Consider the following 6,812-nt stretch of genomic DNA (forward strand, 5'->3'; position numbering starts at 1 on the left):
ATACTATCGGGAACATGCTTAACGGTAAAATTAAAGCTTATGAAAATCACTCTTTACGGAACAATTTGTTCAATACTATTTTTTATGACCAGCTGTAAAAACCAAAACGATTCTCAGTCATCAAGTGATAAAAAGGAACTAGATGTGAAGGTCTATGAAACATCTGCAGCAGGGAATAATCTTGCAGAGGTAACACCTTTTATTACCGCAGATAGTACCTCAATTATTACTGTTAACGAAGATAAAAAGTTTCAAACCATAACAGGTTTTGGTGGTGCATTTACGGAGTCTTCGGCTTATTTGCTTAATAAGTTAAGTAAAAAAAATAGAGATACGATTCTTAAAGCATATTTCTCTCGAGAAGGAGCAAACTACTCACTCACGCGCACACATATGAACAGTTGTGACTTTTCATTATCACAATACTCTTACTCACCCGTAGTAGATGATATGGAGCTGGAGCACTTTAGTATAGAAGAAGATCGCGATGATTTAATCCCTATGATTAAAGACGCCTTGGCAACCTCTCAAGACGGATTCAAAATTTTTGCATCACCATGGACAGCAGCGCCATGGATGAAAGATAATAACCACTGGGTAGGTGGTAAATTACTACCCAAATATTATGACACCTGGGCGCTTTTCTTTTCTAAATACGTAGAGGCTTATGAAGCTGAAGGAATACCTATCTGGGGTTTTACCGTAGAAAATGAACCTCATGGAAATGGTAATAACTGGGAAAGCATGCATTTTACACCTAAAGAAATGACAGATTTTGTTCAATTTCATTTAGGACCTAAACTAGAAGCAGATGGTTATGGAGATAAAATAATCTTAGGATACGACCAGAATAGAGCTGGAATTAAAGAATGGGTAGATGAAATGTATCGAGATGAAGCATCATCAAAGTATTTTGATGGTACAGCAATTCATTGGTATGAAAGTACCTATGAAGTTTTTCCAGAGCAATTACAATATGCCCATAACAAGGCACCAGATAAGTATTTAATCGAGACAGAAGGTTGTGTAGATTCAGAAGTGCCAGCCTGGAAAGATGATCAATGGTACTGGTCTAAGGAAGCAACAGATTGGGGTTGGGATTGGGCTAGTGAAGAAGAAAAATATTTACACCCTAAATATGCTCCAGTAAATCGATATGCTAGAGATATCATAGGCTGTATGAATAATTGGGTAGATGGTTGGGTAGACTGGAACATGGTTCTTGATAAACAAGGTGGTCCTAACTGGTTTAAGAATTGGTGCGCCGCTCCAGTGATTGTAGATCCAGAAAATGATGAGGTGTACTTCACACCACTGTACTATACCATGGCACATTTCAGTAAATTTATAAGACCTGGTGCTAAGGTAATTGAAGTAAATAATACAGATACAGCGCTGCAAGTAACAGCAGCAAAAAATCCTGATGGCACCATTGCCGTAGTTATTTTTAATGAAGGGAAAGAAGATAAAAGTTATTTATTACGCTTTCGCGAAAGCGAGATCAACATTAACCTAGGTCCACAAAGTTTACAAACTGTTGTAATACCTAATCAAAACTAAAAGTTATGGCTACTACAAGTAAAGTTCATTTTGGTCAGAAAGTTGCATTCGGTATGGGTATGCTGGCAAATCAAATGTTTCCAGCAGCTTTAGGTATTTTTATGGTAGTACTCGTACAGAATTTGGGTTTCCCTACTTGGATGTGGGGAATCTTATTTTTCTTGCCACGAGTTTTTGATTCCATTACTGATCCTGTGATGGGGTTTATATCAGATAATACGAGGTCTATATGGGGTAGAAGAAGACAGTACGTTTTAATAGGAGCCGTAATTATGGGGATTTCTTTTTGTTTAATGTGGCAACTCTATGAGGCAGATGGGCTGAGCTATAATTTTACATATTTCTTACTGTGGTCTATTGCATTTTATTTAGGGCTCACCATTTTTAGTGTTCCCTACGTAGCCATGGGATATGAGATGAGTGATGATTTTCATGAACGCACTAATATTATGGCAGTAGCCCAGTGGATAGGGCAATGGGCTTGGGTTATTGCACCATGGTTCTGGGTAATAATGTATGATCCAGAATGGTTTGAAAATGGTGCCGTTGCAACTCGTACTATTGCAATTTGGGTAGGTGTGATTTGTGCAATTCTTGCTATGATTCCTGCATTTTTTATTAAAAGTGAATCTACCCTAGATGATGAGAGCTTAGTTCCACTTACTATAAAAACAATAGGAGGAAGTTTAAAACAAATCGTTGATAATTTTAAAGAAGCTTTTAAAATTGATGATTTTAAAAAATTATGTTACTCTACTTTTTTAATCTTTAATGCTTTTAATACTGTTGCAGGTTTTTCATTTTTTATAGTAGTTTATTATCTGTTTGCTGGAGACGCTGGAGCTGCTGGAATATGGCCTACTTTATTAGGTAGTGTAGGTGCATTAGTAACTACTTTTTTAGTCATTCCTGTGGTTGCAAAAATGTCTAAGGCTCTAGGTAAAAAGAAGGCCTTTCTCTGGTCTCAAGGGATTTCCATATTTGGTTACATCCTTCTATGGTTTCTTTTTATCCCTGGTAAACCTTACATGTTCTTAATTGCTTTACCTTTCTTTTCTTTTGGTATAGGTAGTTTATTTACCTTAATGATGTCTATGACATCTGATATTATTGACATCGATGAGTTAAATACTGGAAAACGGAGAGAAGGAGTTTTTGGTGCTATTTACTGGTGGATGGTGAAATTTGGTTTTGCTATTGCTGGACTTTTAACAGGTGCTATAATGTCCTTAGTAGGATTTGTTCCTGACGCGGTGAACACAGAAGAATCAATTACTGGAATCAGACTTTTTTATTCAGGACTACCTATCGCAGGGACTCTTGCTGCTATGTGGATTATGCGTAATTATAGCCTTACAGAAGAAAAAGCTGTCGAAATCAGCGCACAACTTACTGAAAGAAAAAAGGAAAAGAAAGTACCTGTGAGTTCTTCATTCTATGCACTGAATAAATTACAGTCTTTGGCATCTTATCAGGGAAATACAGCTTATCCCACTGATTTAAAATCTGATATCACTTCATTAGAGCTTGATGCTCAATTTAAGTCTGTATTAAATGCTAGGTTACACGGTTTATGTTTTAGCCCTTATCGTGATGGTCAGGATGTGGGACATCAATTAACGGGTACACAAATAGATGAACGTATGGGGATTATTGCACCTTACGTGAATTGGATTCGTTCTTTTTCATGTACTAATGGAAATGAGTTGATTCCATTATCTGCTCGTTCTAAAGGTATTAAAACCATGGTAGGCGCATGGATCAGTGATGATAAAGAACAAAATGAGTTAGAAATTCAAGGTCTCATCGCACAAGCTCAAAAAGGTATGGTAGATATAGCCGTAGTAGGAAATGAGGTCTTGTTAAGAGAAGAACTTACTATAGATGAATTAGTAGCTTATATTAACAGGGTAAGAGAAGCATTACCCGATCTTCAAATTGCTTATGTTGATGCCTATTATCAATTTGTAGAGAATCCTATATTAGTAAAGACTTGTGACGTGATTCTAGCAAACTGTTACCCGTTCTGGGAAGGATGTGACGTGAATCAATCAACAGCGTATTTAAACGAAATGCACACGGCGCTGCTTAGTGTTGCTAACGGTAAAAAAATCATCATTGCAGAAACAGGATGGCCTAATCAAGGAAGTGATAACCAAAACGCAATTCCATCTAAAAGTAATGCCATGAAATATTTTGTGAACGTGGCTAACTGGGCTAAAGATAAAGGAGTTGAACTATTCTACTTTTCTTCATTTGATGAGTCGTGGAAAGTACATCAAGAAGGTGATGTAGGAGCCCGATGGGGAATCTGGGATAAAAATGAAATTTTAAAATACTAAATATGTCTTTTAGAAAAGAACAGTTTTTACAATCTATACCATCTAATAGAGCGCAGCATGCACAATCAGACGGTATTATTTTAGAAAATTATGCTGAGTTAGATTTAAAGCAGCTTTGGCATGACACATTAAATAATGGTCAGCATGGAATTTGCTTTAGTATGTATGAAGATGGTCAGGAACCTGGTGATCATATTACAGAACAGCAAGTAGAGCGTCGTGTTAAAATTCTAAAACCTTATACTAAATGGATACGTTCTTTTTCATGTATAGAAGGTAATGAGTTTGTGCCTCAAATGGCACATAAACATGGTCTTAAAACATTAGTTGGAGCATGGTTAAGTGATGACCTGGATAAAAATGAACTAGAAATAGAAGCACTCATTGAGTTAGCTCAAAAAGGAATAGTAGATATTGCGGCAGTAGGGAATGAGGTGTTATATCGCAATGATCTGACTATTGAACAACTACTATCTTACATAAAAAGAGTAAAAGAAGCGCTGCCTGATGTTCCAGTAGGTTATGTAGATGCTTATTATGAATTTGTAGTACATCCAGAACTTGTAGAGAATTCTGATGTGATTTTGACTAATTGTTATCCATATTGGGAAGGAACACCTATAGATTATGCACTAGGTCACATGAATGATATGTACCATCAAGTATTAAAAGTTTGTAAAGGTAAAAGGGTTATAATAACTGAAACGGGATGGCCTAGTAAAGGAGAAAGCCTAGGAGCTGCTCATCCCTCTGAAGAAAATGCTATGAAATATTTCATAGACACTCAAAAATGGGCCCACAAAAATATGATAGATGTTTTCTATTTTTCATCTTTTGATGAATCATGGAAAAAAGGAGATGAAGGTGAAGTAGGAGCTTACTGGGGATTGTGGGATAAGCATGAAAAGCTTAAATTCTAGTAATGTAAACAATAATGAAAACGTTATAGTGACTTTACCTATCGTAAAATAACCACAACATTACCACAACATTACGCTTTAAAGTACTGATTAATAGGTTTGTGATCACTGAACTTAATTCGGTCCATATCTATTGAATGTCTTGAATCATGCTGCTTTAAGGTAGTGTTTCTACGAAAACGTTATATGTATGTTTTTTGTAGCAGTCATAAATTCTTAAATACAGCAATTCAAAGCTATATTTGAATAAGTTAAATTAAAATCACTTAAATTAAATATTATGAAGAAAATTACTTACTTATTAATGTTGTTCGTTACCACTATTGGTTTTGGGCAATCGATGCCGTTAGATTTTGAAGTGCCTGAAGATGATAATTGGGGTGGCTTTAATGGAACTGCAGCTTCAGTAGTAACTGATCCTACTGATGCAACTAATTCAGTTCTACAGATGATTGGGGCTGGTGTTGACTTTGATGGAGCCGCACTTACATTAGATACTTTTGTAGATCTTTCTGACGATACAAATAACACTATATCCATGCGCATTTGGGCGCCTGATGCAACAACGAGAACCCATTTATTAAAAATGGAAGGTGGAAGCTCTGGTGCAACAGAATTAACTTTTACTACCAACGTATCTGGATGGCAAACGGTTAATGTTGATTTTGGTGCAAATTTAGGTACCGAGTATCCTATTATTGTTTTATTTACAGATTCAACTGCAGGTAACACCGCTACAGGTACCTATTATATAGATGATATTACAGCGCCTAACGGAGCTGTCATTCCTACTACACCTACACCTATGGGGCCTGCTCCAGATCCTACTGCACCGACAAATGAGGTTTTAGCAATAAACGCTGATACTGGTGGTTACACAAATACATGGGTTAGAGATTATAATTTTGGTACTGTTTCTACGGTGGATCTAGGAACTGCCGGTGTTAATAATGCATTGCAATATAATCTTGCTCAAGCAGGATATGGTGAAGGAACAAATGCTGTTACTGATATTTCAACATATAATTTTTTACAGTTTGATTACTGGGCAGATAGTAACTCTACAGAGATTAGGTTTTTCTTAATCGATAATAATGGTGGTGTTGTTGAATACTTTTACGAAATAGGTGGAGCTGCTCCACAAGAAGCAATGGTTAATGAAGCATGGACTCATGTAGAAATTCCATTATCATTCTTTGAAAATACAGCTCCTAATAATCAATCAGGAACTGGTGGTTTTTCAAAGGCAAATTTCTTCCAATGGAAAATAGATGCATCTAGTAACTTACAGTCTGATTTTGTTTACATAGACAATATTTACTTCTCAGAAAACGCATTAGGCTCAACGCCACCTAATAATGTTCCTATGGTTCCTGCACCGACACCTACCGCAGCAGCAGCTGATGTAATTAGTTTATTTAGTAATGCATATACAAATGTTCCTGTAGACACATGGAGAACTGGATGGAGTGCTTCCTCTTTGACAGACACTCAAATAGCAGGTGATGATGTTAAGCTTTACAATAATTTAGATTTTAATGGAGTAGAGACTGTGTCAAATCCTATTGATGCAAGTACTCCTGGAATGATGTTTTTTAACATGGATATTTGGACTGCAGATGCGACTCTGTTTAGAGTTAAGTTAGTAGATTTCTTAGGTGATGGCTTTGGTGGTGGATCTGGAGATACTGAAGGAGAATTAACGTTTACACCAGCACAAGGCCAATGGGTGACTTTATCTATGCCATTAGCTGATTTTACTGCAGCTGGTATGACTTCGTTTTCAGATTTTAGTCAATTGGTTATCTCAGCACAACCTGTTGGTGGAGCAAATATTTATGTAGACAATGTTTATTTCTCAAGAAATGCTGTAGCGAGTAATAACGATGTTCAAAACGTAGATTATACTATTTTCCCTAACCCAACTACTAATCGCTGGAATGTAAGTGCAGTAAACACTTCTATCGATAGTATTCAAGTATATGATATG

3 protein-coding genes and 1 pseudogene are annotated in these 6,812 nt (G+C 36.4%); all 4 read left to right on the top strand.

The genetic code is table 11. From position 1 onward, the window contains the following. The first annotated feature begins 84 nt into the window (after positions 1-84). The gene (locus tag ACTF48_RS06130; RefSeq protein ID WP_438962266.1) at positions 85-1,560 is read left to right on the top strand and encodes a glycoside hydrolase family 30 protein; all 1,476 of its coding nucleotides are present in this window, start codon (positions 85-87) and stop codon (positions 1,558-1,560) included. 5 nt (positions 1,561-1,565) lie between these two features. Next, positions 1,566-3,902: an MFS transporter gene (locus tag ACTF48_RS06135; RefSeq protein ID WP_438962267.1), complete on the top strand. Its 2,337-nt coding sequence runs from the start codon at positions 1,566-1,568 to the stop codon at positions 3,900-3,902. Between the two features lie 2 nt (positions 3,903-3,904). Beyond that, positions 3,905-4,822 (top strand): glycosyl hydrolase family 17 protein, encoded by a 918-nt coding sequence (locus ACTF48_RS06140; RefSeq protein ID WP_438962268.1) that lies wholly within the window; start codon positions 3,905-3,907, stop codon positions 4,820-4,822. A gap of 280 nt (positions 4,823-5,102) precedes the next feature. Next, a pseudogene (locus tag ACTF48_RS06145) lies at positions 5,103-6,812 on the top strand (hypothetical protein); the annotation flags it as partial.

The organism is Nonlabens sp. (assembly GCF_965660805.1).
GTDB lineage: Bacteria > Bacteroidota > Bacteroidia > Flavobacteriales > Flavobacteriaceae > Nonlabens.